Source organism: Actinacidiphila oryziradicis, from assembly GCF_005047355.1.
In the GTDB taxonomy this organism is placed as follows: Bacteria; Actinomycetota; Actinomycetes; order Streptomycetales; family Streptomycetaceae; genus Actinacidiphila; species Actinacidiphila oryziradicis.
In genome coordinates this window covers 29327-47812 of record NZ_SUMC01000043.1, presented here as the reverse complement: position 1 = coordinate 47812, position 18486 = coordinate 29327, and the positions used below count along the sequence as shown (strand labels likewise).

The window sequence follows — 18486 nt, the reverse complement described above, 5'->3', positions numbered from 1 at the left end:
CGCGATGGTCGTCCGGGCCGTTGACCTCAGCCCGCGCGCCGCACACCATGCTCACCAGGTCGAACACGCTGTCGCATGAGGCCGGCGGATGCGCAACCGCCGTCCGGCGCCAAGCCGGCGCCAACCGGCGCCGGTGGCGGGTTGCGGGGTGCCGCGTCCACTCGCGCCGTGTTACGGGCGCCAGAATTCACGTGCATATGTGCATATGGCAAACATTGGGTATGCGGAAAGAGTTGGCTGGTCGGGGCGGTGCGGACCCGAAATTCGCCCGCGGGATCGCCAGGTTCGATCAACGCCCGTGTGCCGTCTATCGGAACCACGGCCCGCGCCCGGCGCACTGGCAACGGCCGCTTCTGTTGCACATGCATTGACGTCGTGTGTCGATCAGATGACGCCCTGTCTTGACGTTCTACAACCAGGAAGCTACGCTCCCTCAACACGTCAAATGTGGTACAGGTCTCGACCCATGGAGACCATCGATGAACTCGTCTCAGGACCGCCGACGGTATGCCTCCCCGGCCATAGTTCGTCCGCGCGGCCTTGGTCGACGAGGCCCCCTATTCCTTCAGCAGCGTCTCGCAAGCGGGCCGCACCTGCTCACACTCTCAACACGCCGATCAACACTAAGAGGGACGGATTGCGTTGAGCGCCAACCAGAACCCGACGGGCCATGCAGAATCCGAAGAAGCGGACAGTGCCACCATTCGCGCGTTGATCGAGAAGTTCAGCGTGCACAACAGGGAGAGCCTGGAAAACCGGGACGCGATATTCCGCGAGATGCGCGAGTCGTGCCCGATGGCCCGCAGCTCGGCACACGGCGGCTTCTACGCCGTCTCGCGTTACAAAGACGTCTACGCGGCCGCGCACAAGCAGGACGTGTTCTCCTCCTTCCCGGTGACAATCCCGCCGTTCGGCAACCCGACGCCGATGATCCCGATCGAGATGGACCCGCCGGTGCACCGCAAGTACCGCACCCTGGTGGGAACCCAGTTCAGCCCCAACACGATCGAGGCGAACGAGCCGCAGTTGCGCGCCATCGTCAACACGCTCATCGAGAACCTCCAAGGCCGGCCCCAGGCGGACCTGGCGGAGGAAGTCGCGATCGCGCTGCCGCTGCGCGCCATCCTTGAGGTGTACCTGGGCGTGCCCGAGAAGGACTGGGCGATGCTCAAGAGAGAATTCCTCTACATGCTGGAGCCCGACCCCGAGAAGTCGGACGAGGAGAACAACGAGCGGGCCATGCAGGCCGGCCTCAACTGCTCGATGTACTTCGCCGAGCTGCTGGAGGAGCGCCGTACCAACGGCTTCGGCGACGACTTGATCAGCCACCTCGCGCAGGTCGAGATCGACGGCCAGCGGCTGACGGACGACGAGATCTTCGGCTTCTGCCTGGTGCTGGTGCCGGCCGGCTTCGACACCACCGCGAGCCTGCTCAGCCGACTGCTGTTGATGTTCACCGAACGGCCAGAAGTGCGCGAGCAGTTGACGGCGATTGTCGACGACCCCGACAAGCTCGACCTGGCCGTCGAGGAACTGGTCCGGTACATCCCGCCGCAGCCCGGCGTCGCCCGTAACGTAACCACGCCCATGACGTTCGCGGACACCGAACTCGCCGTTGGCGACCGTCTGCTGCTGCTGTGGCCGTCCGCAAACCGCGACCCCGAGGAGTTCCCCAACCCGGACGAACTGATCCTCGACCGGCAGCCGAACCGGCACCTGGGCTTCGGCTCGGGCATTCACCGCTGCCTCGGCTCGCACCTCGCGCGCCTGGAGATCAAGATCCTGCTCCAGGAGTTCCTGCACCGCGTCCCCACGTACGCGGTGGCGCCCGACGCCAAGCCGCTGTGGCACACCGGCAATACCTGGGGTGTCACGGAACTGCCGGTGGTCTTCGAAGACTGGGACACCGTCGGCGCGAGCGCGGGGCAAGGTGAATGAGCGTGCTGAAACTCGCCATTGACCCCGGAAAGTGTGAGGGCCACGCCAGGTGTGTGGCCCGCGCTTCCGCGCTGTTCGACGTCGACGACGAAGGCCAGTCCTTCGCCCTGGCGAACCTGGTGCCGGCCGGGCAGGAGGACGCGGCGCGCAGCGCGCTCGAAGCGTGCCCGGAGCGGGCGATCACGATCACTGAAGTCTGAAGCCCAGACCCCAAAGCCGATAAAGCGAACCGCCGGGCCGGACAGAGACCTGGCCGGTCGGCGGCTCGCGGCCTTGCCGAAGAACAGGAGTACCGAGATGGGTGTCTTCAAGGACGAAGCCGAGGTCTACGAGTATCTCGGCCGCATTTTCCAGGCCGGGCTTGACGACCCGGACCTCGGGCCGAAGCTCCGCGCGGTCGGCGCGGTGCTGAAGCTCAATCAGACAGACCCCGAATCCACCATCGTGATCGACTTCGGCGAAGGAATCGTCCAGCTCGGGGAGAACGGCAACCCTCAGGTGACGCGGCCGATCGACGCGGAACTGTCCATGGCGGCGGACACCGCGCACAAGTTCTGGCTCGGCAAGGTCAATGTCGCGCTGGCGATGGCCAGGGGCCAGATCCGCAACAAGGGCAAGGTGTCGGCCGTGATGAAGGTCGTTCCCATCACCAAGCCGCTGTTCGCCACCTACGAGAGGATCCTCCGCGACGCCGGGCGGGCCGATCTCGTCGAGGCTGTCAAGTAACGGGCCAGGAGCCGCACCACAACGCCAACGGGAGCAGGAATGACAACCGTCGCTGAAGCCGACGTCGAACTACGGAGAGCGCCCGGTCCAGGGGGCCGAACGCTCGGCTTCGTGCCGGCTTCTGTGCGGAAGCCGGTGCTCGAAGTCGGGCGCATGTGTCAGCTCCTCGGTCAGGTGATCTACAGTGCCGTCCGTAACCCGCGGGGTTACTGGGGCGACACCCTTGAAGAGATGTACAGCCTGCTGAGGCTCTGCTTCTGGCCCGCGACGCTGTCGATGGCCGGGTTCGGCTTCCTCATCTGCGTCATGGGCGTCGGCCTGCTGACGCTGCTCGGCGCGAACAACCGCATGGGCGCCTTCTGGGTGATGGCCGACATCCGTGAGATTGCGGCGTTCATGGTCGGCATGGTGGTGGCCGGCGTGATCGGCACCTCGATCACCGCCGACCTCGGCGCGCGCAAGGTCCGCGAGGAGCTGGACGCCCTCAAGGTGCTCGGCATGGACCCGATCCGGATGCTGGTCATCCCGCGGGTCATCGCCACCGCCGTGATGTGCGCCCTGCTCAACTGCCTCACGTCGTTCGTCGGCGTCCTGGTCGGTCTGCTCGCGGTGCGCGCGCTCGCCGGCACCACCAACGGCGCCTATATCGACAGCATGTCCCACAACCTGTACGCGGCCGACGTGTGGGGCGCCGAACTGAAGACCCTCCTGGCCGGACTGTTGATCGGCGTGATCTGCAGTTACAAGGGTCTCAACGCGGGTGGCGGTCCCGAGGGGGTCGGACGAGCGGTCAACCAGGCGGTAGTAACCAGCTTCGCAATGGTGTGGGTGCTCAACTTCTTCTTCAACGCCATCGCGCAGGGCCTCAACCCCAACCTGTTGACGCAGAGGTAGAGGGACAACCGCAGATGAGTGCCATTACCGGAAATATCCAGCCGCTCGCGGCGCAGGGTGAGCAGGGGCGGGTCACCGTCTCCACGAAAACGCCGAACGCCCTGATCGCAGCGTGTGAGACGGTCGGCAAGATCGCCTGGTTCGGGCTTCGCGTCGTCATCGACGTACCGCTGACGGTCAGGTTCTACCTCTCCGAAATAATCAGGCAAGCGGCGATCCTGATCCGTTCCAGCGGACTGATCATCTGGATGATGATGTTCGCGATCGGCGCCGAGACGGGTCTGCAGGGCCACTACATCCTCGACCAAGTCGGTGCCTCGGGCTACGTCGGTGTCTTCACGGCCATCGGGGACCTGAAGGCCGACAGCACCTCGATGTGGGGCTGGATCCTGGCGGCCAAGGTCGGGTGCGGATACGTTGCGGAGCTCGGCTCCATGCGCATCAGTGACGAGGTTGACGCGCTCGAAGTGATGGGAGTGCATTCCCGCGCCTATCTCGCCGGCTCTCGTCTGGTCGCCATGTGGATATCGGCGCCGTTCTTGTTCGTTGTCGGCGAAGGCATCCAGTACTTCGGATCCTGGGTCGTTGTGCAGCCCATGCTCCAGACGACGTCGCCCGGCGGATACTCAAACATTTTCTGGTCCTTCCAGACTCCTCTCGACCTGCTGTACGCACTGATATGGGCGCAGCTGCTGGGGACCTTGGTGGTCATCGTCGGCTGCTTCTACGGATACACCGCCAGCGGTGGTCCGGTCGATGTCGGCCGGAACACGGCAAAGTCGATGATGGTCAACATGATCGTCGTCAGTGCGTGCGCCGTCACCCTGTACCAGTTGTTCTTCGGTACCAACATCCAGACACCGATTGGAAATTAGCAACGGCGCGTTGCTGTCGACGTCGACAGGGGAGTCCCCATGGGTCCGCAAGTCCAAGACAACGCTGATACAGAAATCCTTCCGCCCGTGCGGGAGGCGGCCGCGGTCGGTTCAGGCCCCGGGTCCGAGAGTTACGCGGGATCGGTCGCGAGCGTCCGCGAGCTGCACAAGTCGTTCGGTTCTTTCCAGGTGATGCGGGGACTGAGTCTCGATTTCCAACCGCAGGCGATCACCACGATTCTCGGCCCGTCGGGTACGGGCAAGAGCGTGCTGCTCAAGCACATGGTCGGCCTGCTGGAACCGGACTCCGGATCGGTGCGTATCTTCGGCAAGGACATCTGGGCAATGCAGGAGCGCGAACGCGCGGAACTGCGCAAGCGTTTCGGTGTGCTGTTCCAGGACGGCGCGCTCTTCGGCTCGATGAGCGTCTACGACAATGTCGCGTTCCCGCTGCGCAAGCACACCGACCTGTCCGAGGCCGAGATCCGCGACATCGTCAAGGCACGGCTCCAGGAGGTCGGTCTCGAAGCCGCGGAGAACAAGGCGCCCAACGAGATCTCCGGTGGTATGAAGAAGCGTGCCGGCTTCGCCCGCGCCCTCGTGCTGAACCCGGAGATCGTGCTCTTCGACGAGCCGGACTCCGGCCTCGACCCGGTCCGCACCAGCCTGCTGAACGACGTGATCCTCAAGGTGCACGCCGAGGACAAGGGCACCTACGTGGTGGTCACGCACGACATCCGCACGGCCCGGAAGGTCAGTGACTACGTGGGGCTGATTTGGAAGGGCCAGGTCGTCTATTACGGACCGGCCAAGGAGGCGTTCGCGTCGGAGGATCCGTTCGTCCGACAGTTCCTGGCCGGCGACTCGGTCGGCCCACTGGGGATGGACTGAGATGGCACGACGAGCAAAATGGCTGGTGGGCGTCTCTCTTGTGGCGGTCGTCGCACTCGCAGCCGGATACCTGCTGGCATCCGGGGGAGGTTCCGGGTACGAAGTTCAACTTGTCATGCCCAATGCGGCAAATCTGCTGAGCGGCTCAAGGGTCGAGATCAACGGCCTGCAAGTGGGCAGCGTGCGCAAGCTGGAGACACGGGACAACAGCGCGCTGGTGACGGTATCGGTCGACCACAGTCATGCCCCGCTGCACACGGGCAGCAAGGCGCAAGTGCAGTGGCAGGGCGTGCTCGGCGAGCGAGTCATACAGCTGCTGCCCGGCCCCGCCTCGAACCCGACCATACCGAAGGGCAGCCTGCTCGCCGCCGGTACCGAGCAGGTCGAGCTGGACCAGGTGCTGTCGGCGTTGGACCCCAAGACCCGCGCGCACCTGGACTCCACGGTCCAGCAACTGGACGCCACACTGAAGTCGAAGCCGCAGAACCTCCGGGACACCCTGCAAGCGGCCGGCCCCGCCGTCCAGGAACTGGGATCGGTCCTCCAGGCCGTCGGCCAGGACGGGCCGGCGATCAAGAGCCTGATATCCGACCTCCAGAAGATGACCGACCCGCTGGCCAAGCGCCGCGCGGAACTTGAGACGGTGGTCGACAAGCTCACCTCGGCGACGTCCTCGATGGCCACCGAGCAAAGCCAACTCCAGCAGTCGCTGGGCGAGCTGCCCTCCACCCTGGACGCCGCGCAGAAGACGATGAACACCGTTCCCGCCGCGGTCGATTCGGCCGTGCCGCTGTTGCAAAACCTGCGGCCGGCTACCCAGCAGCTGACGTCGGTGTCCAAGAACCTCAGCCCGTTGCTGGTCGACCTGCGGCCGACCATCGCCGAGCTGGGACCGGTGCTGCAATCCGCGAACACCCTGCTGAAGTGGACGCCGTCCCTGCTCGACAGCACGCACGGCGTACTGCCGGGAGTGACCCAGGCTGCCGACCAGCTCAATCCGGCCGTCGACTTCCTGCGGCCCTACACGCCGGACCTCGTCGGCTGGCTGAGCAACTGGGGCGCGGCCTTCGGCAACTTCGACGCCCAGGGCCACTACTTCCACGGTCTGGTCCAGGTCTCCACCAGCGTCCTGGACGACAACCCCGGGCTCAACGTCGGTCTGACCGGTGGACCTAAATCCACACCCCCACCCGGGTCGGCATCCGGCCAAGGCTGGGTCGACGCAAATGGGAGCACGGCGCGATGAGCATATCCAGGGCGACGTTTCTCAAGACCACAGCCACGGTCGCGGTGGTCGCCGTCATCGCGGTGGGTGCGGTCGCGGTCGCGGACTCCGGTGGCAGCAAGAACGTCACGGTCACGGCCATGTTCACCGATGCCAGCCCGCTGATCCCGGGCAACCTCGTGCATATGGACGGGATCGACGTCGGGCAGATCAAGTCGGTCGAGCTGCGAGGCGGCCAGGCCGCTGTGACGATGAACATCGAGAAGTCGGTGCTGCCGCTGCACGACGACGCGAGCGCCACGATCCGGCCGGTCACGCTGCTCGGTGAGCGCTACGTCGACATCGACCGGGGTTCGGACAACTCGCCGGTGATGTCGGACCCCCAGGTCATCACCGTGAAGCACACGAACACGTCGGTCGACCTCGACCAGGTGCTCGACTCTCTCGACGACCCGACCTCCACCGCGCTCGCCGCCTTGGTGACGACACTCGGCGAAGGCGTCAACGGCCAGGGCACCAACGTCAGCCAGGCGATCAAGGCCCTCGCGCCGGCTATGGAAAACACCAAGCAGCTGGCGACGATCCTCGACCAGCAGAACTCGGTGCTCAACCAGCTGGTCGACCGGACCACGCCGGTGGCCAAATCGCTGGCCGGCAAGAACGGCCAGAATCTGGACCAGGCCGTGACGTACGCCAAGCAGTTGCTGGCTTCGGTGTCGGCCCAGCACGAGGCCATGACCGCGGCGCTCCAGCAGTTGCCGAGCACGCTCCAGAAGGCGCAGCACACGCTGTCGCAGGTCGCGGGGGTCGCCGACCAGGCGACGCCGGTGCTGAAGTCGGCGAAGCCGGTGACGGACAACCTGTCCCAGATCACCTCGGAGCTCAACGCCTTCGACGACAGCGCCAAGCCGGCCATCACGTCGCTCAACCCCGTGCTCGACAAGGCGAAGTCGCTGCTCGACCAGGCACAGCCGGTCGTCCGTGATCTGCGGAACGGCGGTCCTTCACTGGTGAGCACCAGCGCATCGGCCAACCGGCTGGTGGGCGGCCTGAGCCCGAAGATCACCACGGTGATGGAGTTCGTGAAGGACTGGGCGCTGAGCACCAACGGCCGGGACGCTCTGAGCAACTACTTCCGTGCCTTCGTGGTCACCACCCCGAAGGGTCTGCTCCAGATCCCCGGCGTCGGGCTGGGCGGTACTGCCCCCACGACGACGTCGAAGAGCGGCACGTCGGCGACCCCCAAGGCGTCGGCGACCCCGTCGCCCACGCCTTCGCCATCCACCAGTTCGCTCCTGCCGACCCCTTCGGGCGGGGACAACAGCGCGACCGGTCTCACCCCGACGCAGGAGAACTCCCTGCTCGGCCAGATCCTCGGAGGTTTGTGATGGCCGCACTGTCGCGGACCGAATCCCGCTCGTTCGTGATCGGCACGGTGGGCCTCCTGGTGGTCATCGCGGTCGTCGCCTTCGGCCTCACGGCCAGCTCCGGACTTCCCGGGGCCCCGGAGACGAAGGTCCAGGCGGCGTTCACGAACGCCGGAGCGTCGCTTCAAGTAGGCAACGACGTCCGGGAGAACAGCTCCCGCATCGGCCGCGTCTCGGCCCTGAAGTACGTCAACGGCGAGGGCGTCGTCACCATGGAACTCGACGGCCACAAGCACGTCTACAAGAACGCACGGGCCGCTGTCTGGGACCAGTCGGCGCTGGCTAAGAAGTTCATCGAGCTCGACCCCGGCACCCCCGACGCCGGCCCGCTCGGCCACCAGGTCATCGCGGCGAACCGCGACGTCAACTCCGCCGACCTCGACCAGGTGCTCGACGTGCTCGACCCGCCGACCCGGGCCAAGCTCACCAGCGCCGTCCGCCAGCTCGGCGACGGCACCGCCGGCCACAGCCAGGACCTGCACGACGTCCTGGTGCACCTGCCGGCGACGCTGGACGACCTGGGCACCACCAGCAAGGCGCTGTCCAAGCCGTCGACCGATCTCCCCGCGCTGCTCCAGTCCGCCGACCGGCTCGCCGGGTCGCTCAACGGCCACGAGCAGGAACTCGCCAGCCTGGTCCAACAGCTCGGCGTGACGGCGAAGGCCGTCAGCGTCGACAACGGAGATCCCTTGCAGAACACCATCAAGGACCTGCCCGGGACGCTGAGTAACGCGAGCACGAGCTTCGACTCGCTCGACAAGCCCCTCGACAACGTCCACTCGACGCTGGTGTCGGTCAAGTCGGGCGTGAAGTCGCTGGGCGTGGCGACCCCCGACCTGCGCGGCGTGCTCAGGGAGGGCAAGCCGCCGCTGGACAAGGTGCCGGGCGTGTCCAAGGTCGCCCAGCCGGCCGTCACCGATCTCACCGGGACGCTCGCCGACGCGCGGCCGCTGGCTCCGGCGGTCACCACCGCCCTGCGCGACGCCGCTTTGCCGGTGGGCACGCTGGCCACGTACACCGATCAGGTCGTGACGTTCTTCGAACGCGTCGAGAGCATGGTTTCCACCTCCGTGTCTCCCGGTGTCCACGGCGCACGCGTCGGCCTGGCGGTCGAGGGTCTGTCGGTTGCCACCGGCGGCCTGGTCAAGGAACCGTTGCAGGGCCAGGACGTCTACCCGGCGCCCGGAGCGGCCGATGGTGAGAAGACCGTTTCGCCGCTCGACAACATCCCCGGAATTCTGTACGGAGGCAACTGATGAGCACCGCGCGAACGTGGACGCGACCTCTGCGTTCCCCGGCAGTCATCGGGGCGGTGCTCCTGGTGCTGACGGTGGTCTTCCTTCTGGCCGTGTACCAGAAGGAGCGCATCGGCACCATGCTGTCGTCGGGCCACACGGTGAAGGCCGACTTCACCCGTGACTACCAGCTGCGTCCGTACAAGACGGAGGTGAAGGTCGCGGGTGTGTCCGCCGGCAAGGTGACCGGTGTGAAGAAGGAAGGCGGCCACATCGTCGTCTCCATGAAGATCGACGACGACGTCGCCGGGAAGCTGGGTGCCCAGCCGTCGGCACTGATCCGTCCGACCACTCTGCTCGGCGGCAACTACTACGTGCAGCTCAGCCCGGGCGGCACCGACCAGAAGTACGACGGGAGCACCATCCCGATGTCCAGGACGGGCATTCCTGTGGAGCTGGACCAGGTCCTCGGGGCGCTCCCGGAGTCCGCCCGCAGCGGTATCCAGGGCTCGCTCAAGGAGACCGACCAGACGCTGAAGAACGGCGCGGGCACGTCGCTGAACAACCTGCTCGGCGACGCGCCCGGCACCCTGACGCCGGCCGCCAAGGTGCTCACCAGCCTCCAGGGCACGCGCCCGTCGCAGGACCTGAGCCAGCTGGTGCCCGAGCTGGACACGATCGCGGCCGTGGCCACCCGTCAGAACGGCCAGCTCGGCGACATCTTGGACTCGCTCGGCACGGTCAGCACGGCACTGTCGAACGAGCGTCAGCCGGTCACCGATGCCCTCGCCACGCTGCCGCAGACGCTGTCAGACACCCGCACCGGTCTGACCGCCCTGAACGGCTCGCTTCAGCAGCTCACCCGGACCGCGACCGACGCCCTGCCCACCGCCCAGCGGCTGGGCCCGCTGCTGACCACGACGGACCCGGTGCTCAAGCAGGCCCGCCCGCTGGTGGCCAATCTGCGGCCGCTGCTGAACAAGGCGCTTCCCGTGGTGCAGCAGCTCGTGCCGACCTCGAAGCAGGCGACCTCGACGCTCGACGACCTGAAGGGCCCCGTGCTCGACCGGGTCAACGGCCCCATCGCCAAGACGGTGCTGTCGCCGTGGTCGGGCACCGGCTACTACAAGGGTGACGGCGGCAACGGCCACCTGTTCTACCAGGAGGTCGGATACCTCGCCACGCACGCGGCGAACCTGTCCAAGTACGGGGACAAGAACGGGCGGATGCTCGGCCTCGCGCTGGGTGCCGGTACGTCCAGCGCCGGCGGCAACGAACTGGGCACGGCGAAGCTGCTCCAGCAGCTCGGCATTCTGCCCGAGGGTTTGTCGGTGCTGCCCGCGCCCGACACCGGCGGTGGTGCCTGGACCCCCGAGTCGGCCACCGCGCCCGGCCAGGGCCAGATCCTCAACGGACCGGTCAGCTCCCTGCTGGGGCTGCTGACCGGCGCGTCCGGAACCCAAGGAAAGTAGGGCTGACATGAGCAGGAAATTTTCGGCCCGCCGGACGTGGGAACGCATCCGCACCGTTCCGGGCCTGGGGCGCAACGTGATCACGATGGTGGTGCTGGTGGCCCTCGGCCTCGTCAGCGCTTCGGTCATCCTGGGCAACCAGCGGTTCATCGCACCGTGGTCCCACCAGTACGTCTTTGCCGCGGACTTCACCGAGGCTGGAGCGGTCAACGCCAACGAGGCGCCCAAGGTGCGCATCGCGGGCGTCCCGGTCGGCCAGGTCACCGGCAGCAAGGTGACCTCCAACGGCCAGGCCCAGCTGACGTTGTCACTGGACTCCGGCCACACGATCTACGAGAACGCCCACCTCGTGCTGCGGCCGACGAATCCGCTCAACGAGATGTACGTCGAGGTCGACCCGGGCGGGCCGCCCGGAAAGCCGCTGCCCGCGCACGGCGTGATCCCATCGAGCCAGACGGAGCGGCCGATCCAGCCCGACCAGGTGCTGGACCACCTCGACGACCGGAGCAGGGCGGCGCTGACCGACCTGCTGTCGACCTCGGACGTGGCGCTGGCCAGCTCGTCGAAGAACCTGCCGTCCGGCCTCGACTCGACCGACGCGACACTGCTGAAGGTCCAGCCGGTGCTGGACGCACTCACCAAGCGTCGGCAGAACATCAGCGAACTGGTGACGTCGCTGTCCCAGATCAGTACAGCGGTGGGTCACAACGACACCCGGCTGACCAGCCTGATGAACGCCACGCAGGACTCACTGGGCATCCTGTCGAAGAACAATGGCGACCTTGAGGCCACGCTCAACGAGCTGCCCGGCACCACCGGCCAGCTCAAGAACGCCATGACCGGGGTCAACGGCCTGACCAAGCAGCTCAACCCGGCGCTCCAGAACCTGAGCAAGGCGTCCGCGCAGCTGCCGAAGGTGCTCCAGAAGACGCAGGACACGGTCACCGACATCGGCCAGACCGTGACCGCGGCCAACCCGGTCGTCTCGGCTGCCAACCCGGTGGTCGACGACCTGCGGCCGCTGGTGAGCGACCTGCACACCTCGCTCGGCGATCTCGAACCCGTCGCGCGCGACCTGAACCCGGACACCAAGACCCTGGTCGCCTACCTCGGCGATCTCCAGGCATTCATCTACAACACCAATGGTGTGTTCAGCCTGTCCGATGCCAACGGCGGCTTCATCCGCGGTCACGTGGCGGTTCCGCTGCCCGATGCCGGAGTGATCCCCGGAACGCACGGCGGCAACAGCGGCGGGAGTAAGTGATGTCGTTCATCACGAGCAGGCTCGGCAAGATGCTTGTCCTCGGCGTCTTCACCATCCTGGCGCTGATCTACCTCGGTTATCTGTTCGGCAAGGCCGGGGTCAGCACCCCGTTCGCCGGGAACACGTACAAGGTCTCGTTCACCACTCCGGACGTGGACAACCTCATTCCGATCGGCGACGTCGACATGGCCGGTGTGCGGGTCGGCAAGGTCGACTCGGTCAGCCATGTCAACGGCACGGCCAAGGTCCTCATCAAGCTCGATGCCAACGTCGCCCCGCTGCACAAGGGCGCGGGCGTGCAGATCGGCGCGAAGTCGCTGGCGGGCGAGTCGTATGTCGGCGTCACCGACGGCACCGGCAGTGCGCTGCCGTCCGGGACGGCGCTGCCCTCGTCCGCGGTGAAGCCCTCCGTGCAGCTCGCCGACGTGATACGCAGCCTCGATCCTAAGACGAGGACCTCGCTGGGCAGCCTGGCGCGCAGCCTGGGCACCGGTACCGACGGCACCAAGGAGAGCGTCTCCCAGACCATGACCGGTCTCGGGAACATCGGGAACCAGGGGTTCACGGCGCTGGACGCCATCTCGGCCCAGTCCAAGGACCTGATGACGCTGGCGCAGCAGACCACCACGATTCTGTCTGCGTTGGACGAAGGCGAGGGGCAGATCGGTCAACTGGTCAAGAGCGCACAGCAGTTGACGTCGGCGACCAGCGGGCAGCAGAAGAACCTCAGCGCGACCGTGCGCTCTCTGCCGGGCGTTTTGAGCAGCACTCAGACTGCCACGCAGAAGCTCACCACGCTGTCCACGTCGCTGGCGCCGGTGGCCTCGGACCTCAATGACGCCGCACCATCGCTGAACACCGCGTTGCAGCAACTGCCGCAGACCACCAAGGACCTGCGCGGGCTGCTGCCGGATCTGAACGGCACCCTGACCGAGGCGCCGGCCACCCTGGACCGGGTGCCGACCCTCGCCTCGGACGCGGACGCGGTCATCCCGCAGTTGGAGACGACGCTCAGCAACCTCAACCCGATGCTGGGCTACCTGGAGCCGTACGGTCCCGAACTCGGGTCCTTCTTCTCCAACTTCGGCGCCATGATGAAGTACTCCGACGAGGCCGGAATCCACTACTTCCGGCTCGAACCGGACCTGGGCAACGAGCAGATCGTCAAGGGTGTTCCGATCAAGCTCCCGAACATTCTCGTCAACGACAACCCGTACCCCGCTCCCGGACAGAGCGACGCGGCGACCGGCCGGAGCTTCACCAGGCTCTACCCGGCCAAGAAGTAGCCGCCGCGCCCCGCCTCACCGACATCGTCGAACACCGCCGTGGCCGGCCCGCCGCGGAGGAGCCGCACTGCCGACAACGCAGTCCCGCCCGAAGGACGACATCGAAAACCGTTAACTCGGAGGAACAAGTGACTCGCAGGAATGTGCACAGGAAATCGAAGGCGGAGAGAATGGAGGGAATCGGGACGGCGGGGGCCGTCGAGGCCGCATCCGTTCCCCATTCGCGCAAGTTCCAGCGCAGCGTCAAGTGTGCGGCGCTCGCCGGCATTCTGATCGCCACGACCGCGGGCAGCCCGCCGCACTTCGGGAATTCCCTCGACCTCACGGCCCAGGCGAAGAAGGCACCGCAGAAGGTCAGTTCCGGCGGCGAGACCCAGGGAGCGGACGGCGGTGACCCGCTGTACCTCGCCAGCGCGCCCCCCGCGCCGGTCCCGCCCCAGGACGAGGCGCCGTTGGCGCCGATCGCCAAGACGCCCCCGCACGCGGCACCGATCATATTCGTGACCGCGGGAGCGTCCGGCATCCCGAAGTCGGTCCTGGCCGCGTACGAGCAGGCCGCCGGCACGCTGGCGAAGAGCGAGCCCGGCTGCCACCTGCCGGTCGCGGTGCTGGCCGGCATCGGCAAGATCGAGTCCAATCACGCGGAGGGCGGCGCCGTCGACACCAACGGCACCACGCTGCGGCCCATCCTCGGCCCGGTGCTCGACGGCTCCAACGGCTTCGCCGCGATCCCCAACGTGTACGGCACGCAGTGGGGGCAGAGCGGTGCGTGGGCCAGGGCGGTCGGACCGATGCAGTTCATCCCGTCCACCTGGGCGCGCTGGGGCGGGGGCGGCGACCCGAGCAATGTCAACGACGCTGCGCTGGCCGCGGGCCGCTACCTCTGCGCGGACGGTCGGAACCTCTCCACGCCGGCCGGACTCCAGAGCGCGATCGTCAGCTACAACCACTCGCAGCAGTACCTGATCGCGGTACTGGAGTGGATGAAGGTGTACTCCGGCGGGATCTCCCCGATACCGGACAGCACCGTACTCGGCCCCGAGACCGCCACCGACGCCTCGGACGGCTCGGGCGGCAGCGGGACCCCCGGCGCGTCGAAGTCCACGCCGGCGAAGCCGAAGCCCGGGAAGACGCCGAACCCGAAGCCGACCGGCGGCTCGGGAACGTCGACGCCGAAGCCCACGCCGACTCCCGGCAAGCCGACGCCCACCCCGACGCCGACCTCGCCGGGTTCACCCGCGGGCGGCGGCCTCCAGCCGGTGCTGACCGGTACGGTCACCACGGTGACCGGAGTCGTCGGCGGTCTTCTGCCGGCGGTCGGCGGTCTGCTGCCGTCGTCCTGAGAAATAGCCCGGGGCGTACCGAAGCCGAATTCGAACACCTCTTCCGTGGAGAGGACTTCGACCGGCGGGAATACGCCCCGGGGTTCCGGCTGCCGGAAATGAACTACACGGCAAGTCACTTGCGCGTCATAAACGTTGACTGTCCTGGGGGTGCCGAGTAGCGTGACTCACCTCGCACGGGTGGGGTCTGAGATGGGGTTTTACCGCCCGGGCCGTGCGGAAGGCGCGGAGGAAGTCCCTGAAGTCCCGCAGGACGAAAGAGTGCAAGGGCCGCGTAAGAGCCGTCGGAAACTGAGTCGCCGTCTATGGCTGTGTTCCGAGACCTGTCTTATGTGAATTCTCTGTGAGCGGCTTGGGTCACTGAACACGCAAAGGAGTACGACACACCATGAGGCGCACAGCGAAGCCCGTGGCCCGGGCTGGAAAGAAGCTGACTGCGTTCTGGCGTCGCCTCGTCAGCCGGAACCGAAAGGACGGCGGGAACGCCCGTGGCCGGTTCCGTCTGCGCCGGCCCACGGCACGCGAGTTCGTGATCTCCCTGATAGTCCTCGCCGTCGCAGCCGCGACGGCGGGCGGATTGACCCGGTTGCGCGTGGAAACCGCCATGGATTCTTTTCTTCCCCAAGGTGATCCGACGGTTTCCGCGATCGAGCAGAACGCGCGGTCGTTCGGCGGGGACCCCATCGTCGTACTGCTGGAGTCGAGCAAGCCGCGCCAACTGCTCACCGACGAGGACCAGTTCGGGAAACTCCTCAGGCTTGAAGGAACCCTCTCGCAGCTCCCCGACGTGGCCACAGTGTACGGCCCGGCCACCGTCATGAACCAGATAGCGATCTCCTCGCAGGACATGCTCGCCCAGATCAGCGGTGCCCGGGACGCCTTGCAGGCCCAGGCGGAGCAGAAGGCGCGCAGCCAGCACCTGTCCGCGGCGAAGATCCAGGCCGCGGGGAAGGCCGCGGTGGCAAAGTTCGACGCCCGCTACGGCGCACTGCTCGTCAAGGGCCTGCCGGGCGGACTGCCGACCACCAGCAATCCGTCCTTCATCAACAACGTCATCTACGACCAGTCGGGGCAACCACGCGTCCGGTGGAAGTTCGTCGTGCCGAACGCCAACAGCGTCACCGAACTCATCCGTCCCCGCGAGGACCTGGACGGGGCGGGGACCGAGCGACTGGTCTCGGCGGTCCGTGCGGCGGTGCAGCACTCCGGCCTCAAGACCAGCCGGGTGACGGTCACCGGCGTCCCGGCCATTACTTCCTCGCTGACCCACGAGGTCCTTTCCGAGATGCCGGTGCTCGGGGGACTCGCCGTGCTGGTGATCCTGCTGCGGTTCCTCATCGCGCCCTCGCTGACCACCCGCCTGCGCCGGCTGTGGCCGCTGCTCGCGGCGGTGATCGGCAGTGCGCTGACGCTGTCCGCCTTCGGCTGGCTCGACGTGCCGATGTCCTTCGGCGCGATCGCGCTCTTCCCGCTGCTGCTGGGCATCGGCAGTTCGTTCCCGCTGTATCTTGCGTCCTTCGCCGACCGGCGCAGAGTGCTCGTGGTATCGCTGGCGAGCGCCGCGGCCTTCGGCTCACTGGCCATCTCGCCGCTGCCGTTCGTCCGTGAGCTGGGCATCGCGCTGGGCGTCGGCGTCCTGCTGACCGTGGCCGCGACGCTCGCGCTCGGAGACGTAGTGGCGCCGATCCCGGCCTCGGCGCCCGGCCGTCCTCGGAGCACCGCGCGGCGGTCGCTGCCGGCCGGACAGCGGTGGCTCGTCCTCGGCGCGCTCGTCGCCGTCGCGGGCCTAGGCTGGGGTGTGCTGCCCAGGCTGGACATCCAGGCCAATCCGGAGAACCTCGCCAAGGGCCTCCCAGAGCTGACCAGGGCGCAGTACGCGGAGCACGTCCTGGGATCGTCCGGTGACGTCAGCATCGTGCTGCGCGGAACCGACACGCAGAGCCCCCAGGCGCTGCATTGGCTCCAGCAGGCCGAAAACGTGGTGGTCGGTTCGTACGGCGACCGTATCCAGCCGATTCTCACGGCGCCCGACCTGCTGTCCTTCCTCGGCAACTCGCCCACCCCGGCGCAGATCTCCGCGGGCGTGGGACTGCTCCCGCCGTACCTGGTCGACGCGGTCTTCACCCCGGACTGCACCCAGGCCGTCATGGACTTCGGCCTGAAATTCCAGGACCTGGGCGCGCAGACGAAGCTGCTCGACGAGGTGCAGGCGGCGCTGCCCAAGCCGCCGTCCGGGTACAAGGTGCAGATCGTCGGTCTTCCGGTCGCCGCGGACCGTGCGTACACCCTGATCACGAACGACCGCTATCTGTCGAACGCCGCGGGTATCGTCGTCGCGGGAGCGATCTTGCTGCTCGGCCTGCGCCGCCGCCGGGACGGTCTGCGGGCGGTGCTCGCGGCCGTGCTCGCCACCGGATGGACGCTTACCGCCCTATGGGTTCTCGGGCAGTCACTGAATCCGCTGACCGTGGCGCTGGGATCGCTGATCACGGTGACCGGCTGCGAGTTCACCGTGCTGCTGATCGACGCCCGGCAGGAGGAGGGCTCCCGGTTGCGGCGCGTGGTGGTGTGGGCATGTGCCACGTCGGTACTCGGATATCTCTCGCTTGTCCCTTCGCGGATCGCGCTGCTGCGTGAGTTCGGTATCGCGCTTACGGCGACGGTCCTGTTCTCCTACCTGGCCGCGACCGCGGTCGTACGACTCATCCCAGTCAAAGTGCCCACGGAAACAGGAAAGCGTCCCGTCTCGAAGGTCGAGTCAGTCGAACTCGCGGAGCCGGTGGACGCGGAGGTAATGCAGTGAAATTCAAACTCCCCGGCGTTCTGCGCCCAGGTGGCGACCGGCGTACGGGCGGCGGCCCGCGGAGCAGAGCGGTGATCGTCCCCAGCCGTCAATTCGCTCTGGTCTCCGCAGTGGTGCTGCTGGTGGCGATCGCCGGCGGCGCCGGAACCAACCTTTACGTGCAGGGCAAGAATGACCTCCCGGGCGACGTCGCCTTCCGTACCGAGGGCGTGTCCACGACCAAACAGCAACTCCAGCACCGGATCGTGCTGATGGAGTTCCTCTACGGCCTCCAGGAGCCGACGGGGGCGGCCAAGCAGGACAAGTTCCGGCGGGACGTGGCCAAGGCGCTGGCGGTCAGTCAGGTGATCGACACCGCCGCGCGTAAACGGGGCATCGTGATCGCGGACAAGGAGGCGAGTGATCAGCTCCAGAAGATGATCAAGGACAACAACTGGGGCGACACGAACACGCTCATCCAGGAACTGGGCGGCCGCGGACTGTCCCAGAACGATGTGCTCGGCGAGATCAAGCGGCAGCAGTCGAGCGCCGAGCTGTTCTCCAAGGTCACCGGCTCGGTCAAGGCCACGACCGATGCCCAGGCCCAGAGCTATTACAACGCGAACAAGAGCCAGATGGTCTCGCCGGAGCAGCGGACGCTCGACAACATCGTCGTGTCGTCCCAGTCGCAGGCCCAGCAGATCGTCGATCAGGCGCGGGGGGGCAGCGACTTCGCATCCCTGGCGAAGAAGTACTCCCTTGACGGGAGCACGAAGAACTCCGGCGGTTCCCTCGGCTCGGTGCCCGCCAGCCAGCTCGATTCGGGCTACGCCGCGGTCGCGTTCAAGGCGGCCGACAACTCGGTGTACGGTCCCGTCAAGACGACGCAGGGCTGGAACGTCGGCAAGGTGGCCGCCGTCCACAAAGCGGTTCCGCTGTCCTTCAGCCAGCTGAAGAGCGCGATCAAGACCAAGCTCGACAACGACGCGAAACTCAAGGTCTGGGGCGCGTTCTTGAAGAAGCAGATTATCGCCGCCCACGTGCGTTACGCGGCGGCCTACAAGCCGGCGGACCCCAACTCGCCGCCGACCACGGACACGGTTAGCTGACCGGCATCGGAAGTACAGG

15 protein-coding genes are annotated in these 18486 nt (G+C 66.9%); all 15 read left to right on the top strand.

Annotated elements, in window-relative coordinates; all coding sequences use genetic code 11:
* Nucleotides 1–711 precede the first annotated feature (711 nt).
* The 15 genes from FCI23_RS33380 (at nt 712) to FCI23_RS33305 (ending at nt 18467) form a co-directional block, all read left to right on the top strand.
* Nucleotides 712–1938 (top strand): cytochrome P450, encoded by a 1227-nt coding sequence (locus FCI23_RS33380; protein WP_136727794.1) that lies wholly within the window; start codon nt 712–714, stop codon nt 1936–1938.
* 2 nt (nt 1939–1940) lie between these two features.
* Entirely contained in the window at nt 1941–2138 is a 198-nt protein-coding gene (locus FCI23_RS33375; protein ID WP_211265549.1) for a ferredoxin, read from the top strand.
* Nucleotides 2139–2235: 97 nt separating this feature from the next.
* Nucleotides 2236–2664 carry an SCP2 sterol-binding domain-containing protein gene (locus FCI23_RS33370; protein WP_136727792.1) on the top strand — a complete coding sequence of 143 codons (429 nt, stop codon included), beginning with the start codon at nt 2236–2238 and terminating at the stop codon, nt 2662–2664.
* Between the two features lie 231 nt (nt 2665–2895).
* Nucleotides 2896–3558, top strand: a complete 663-nt coding sequence (locus FCI23_RS33365) for an ABC transporter permease (RefSeq protein WP_211265548.1) — start codon at nt 2896–2898, stop codon at nt 3556–3558.
* Between the two features lie 14 nt (nt 3559–3572).
* Nucleotides 3573–4433 (top strand): ABC transporter permease, encoded by an 861-nt coding sequence (locus FCI23_RS33360; RefSeq protein WP_136727790.1) that lies wholly within the window; start codon nt 3573–3575, stop codon nt 4431–4433.
* Between the two features lie 87 nt (nt 4434–4520).
* On the top strand, nt 4521–5324 hold the full coding sequence (locus FCI23_RS33355; protein ID WP_211265547.1) for an ABC transporter ATP-binding protein: 804 nt from the start codon (nt 4521–4523) through the stop codon (nt 5322–5324).
* 1 nt (nt 5325) lies between these two features.
* On the top strand, nt 5326–6570 hold the full coding sequence (locus tag FCI23_RS33350) for an MlaD family protein (RefSeq protein WP_136727787.1): 1245 nt from the start codon (nt 5326–5328) through the stop codon (nt 6568–6570).
* Nucleotides 6567–7937 carry an MlaD family protein gene (locus FCI23_RS33345; protein WP_136727785.1) on the top strand — a complete coding sequence of 457 codons (1371 nt, stop codon included), beginning with the start codon at nt 6567–6569 and terminating at the stop codon, nt 7935–7937. Before FCI23_RS33350 ends, FCI23_RS33345 begins: the two co-directional genes overlap by 4 nt.
* Entirely contained in the window at nt 7937–9232 is a 1296-nt protein-coding gene (locus FCI23_RS33340; RefSeq protein WP_136727783.1) for an MlaD family protein, read from the top strand. The genes FCI23_RS33345 and FCI23_RS33340 overlap by 1 nt, the downstream gene beginning before the upstream one ends.
* Entirely contained in the window at nt 9232–10683 is a 1452-nt protein-coding gene (locus FCI23_RS56910; RefSeq protein WP_169317046.1) for an MlaD family protein, read from the top strand. The genes FCI23_RS33340 and FCI23_RS56910 overlap by 1 nt, the downstream gene beginning before the upstream one ends.
* Nucleotides 10684–10690: 7 nt before the next feature.
* Nucleotides 10691–11947, top strand: coding sequence for an MlaD family protein (locus FCI23_RS33325; protein WP_136727782.1), 1257 nt, complete (start codon nt 10691–10693; stop codon nt 11945–11947).
* Nucleotides 11947–13233 (top strand): MlaD family protein, encoded by a 1287-nt coding sequence (locus FCI23_RS33320; RefSeq protein WP_136727780.1) that lies wholly within the window; start codon nt 11947–11949, stop codon nt 13231–13233. The genes FCI23_RS33325 and FCI23_RS33320 overlap by 1 nt, the downstream gene beginning before the upstream one ends.
* A 170-nt stretch (nt 13234–13403) precedes the next feature.
* A complete protein-coding gene (locus FCI23_RS33315) occupies nt 13404–14576 on the top strand; it encodes a lytic transglycosylase domain-containing protein (RefSeq protein ID WP_136727778.1) in 1173 nt (390 codons plus the stop codon).
* A gap of 388 nt (nt 14577–14964) precedes the next feature.
* The gene (locus tag FCI23_RS33310; RefSeq protein WP_136727776.1) at nt 14965–17379 is read left to right on the top strand and encodes an MMPL family transporter; all 2415 of its coding nucleotides are present in this window, start codon (nt 14965–14967) and stop codon (nt 17377–17379) included.
* 71 nt (nt 17380–17450) lie between these two features.
* Nucleotides 17451–18467: a peptidyl-prolyl cis-trans isomerase gene (locus FCI23_RS33305; protein WP_136727775.1), complete on the top strand. Its 1017-nt coding sequence runs from the start codon at nt 17451–17453 to the stop codon at nt 18465–18467.
* Nucleotides 18468–18486 lie beyond the last annotated feature (19 nt).

Excerpts from the sequence above, each read along its gene's own strand:
- FCI23_RS33370 (WP_136727792.1), top strand. The coding sequence starts at position 2,236 with ATGGGTGTCTTCAAGGACGAAGCCGAGGTCTACGAGTATCTCGGCCGC.
- FCI23_RS33365 (WP_211265548.1), top strand. The coding sequence starts at position 2,896 with ATGTACAGCCTGCTGAGGCTCTGCTTCTGGCCCGCGACGCTGTCGATG.
- FCI23_RS33360 (WP_136727790.1), top strand. The coding sequence starts at position 3,573 with ATGAGTGCCATTACCGGAAATATCCAGCCGCTCGCGGCGCAGGGTGAG.
- FCI23_RS33350 (WP_136727787.1), top strand. The coding sequence starts at position 5,326 with ATGGCACGACGAGCAAAATGGCTGGTGGGCGTCTCTCTTGTGGCGGTC.
- FCI23_RS33345 (WP_136727785.1), top strand. The coding sequence starts at position 6,567 with ATGAGCATATCCAGGGCGACGTTTCTCAAGACCACAGCCACGGTCGCG.
- FCI23_RS33340 (WP_136727783.1), top strand. The coding sequence starts at position 7,937 with ATGGCCGCACTGTCGCGGACCGAATCCCGCTCGTTCGTGATCGGCACG.
- FCI23_RS56910 (WP_169317046.1), top strand. The coding sequence starts at position 9,232 with ATGAGCACCGCGCGAACGTGGACGCGACCTCTGCGTTCCCCGGCAGTC.
- FCI23_RS33325 (WP_136727782.1), top strand. The coding sequence starts at position 10,691 with ATGAGCAGGAAATTTTCGGCCCGCCGGACGTGGGAACGCATCCGCACC.
- FCI23_RS33320 (WP_136727780.1), top strand. The coding sequence starts at position 11,947 with ATGTCGTTCATCACGAGCAGGCTCGGCAAGATGCTTGTCCTCGGCGTC.
- FCI23_RS33315 (WP_136727778.1), top strand. The coding sequence starts at position 13,404 with ATGGAGGGAATCGGGACGGCGGGGGCCGTCGAGGCCGCATCCGTTCCC.
- FCI23_RS33310 (WP_136727776.1), top strand. The coding sequence starts at position 14,965 with ATGAGGCGCACAGCGAAGCCCGTGGCCCGGGCTGGAAAGAAGCTGACT.